This window comes from Gluconobacter thailandicus F149-1 = NBRC 100600, assembly GCF_000964465.1.
GTDB classification, from domain to species: Bacteria; Pseudomonadota; Alphaproteobacteria; order Acetobacterales; family Acetobacteraceae; genus Gluconobacter; species Gluconobacter thailandicus.
Genome location: NZ_BANH01000153.1, coordinates 1 through 206, shown reverse-complemented (window position 1 = coordinate 206; position 206 = coordinate 1). Strand labels below are relative to the sequence as shown.

The 206-nt window shown below is 55.3% G+C and carries 1 protein-coding gene; it reads right to left on the bottom strand.

The features are described 5' to 3' along the window. Positions 1-21: 21 nt before the first annotated feature. On the bottom strand, positions 22-206 hold a 185-nt coding region (locus B7444_RS16920; RefSeq protein WP_200146812.1), incomplete at its 5' end, for a hypothetical protein.

Genomic DNA, 206 nt, shown 5'->3' with positions numbered 1-206 from the left:
CACCAGGCGACGAAACGCCGTTCAGGACAGTCGGTTCTGCCAGCGATGCGAGCAGACATCCTGACCCTCTGGAACGCTCATCATTGCATTCTGGGGGATTTCATAAATGCCGCAAACGAGGTCGGTCTGCTTATCTTCGAAGGCGACAAGGACGGTGTCTACCTGATCGAAGACGACGCCAGAAACCGGCTTGCTCTTCATCGTGT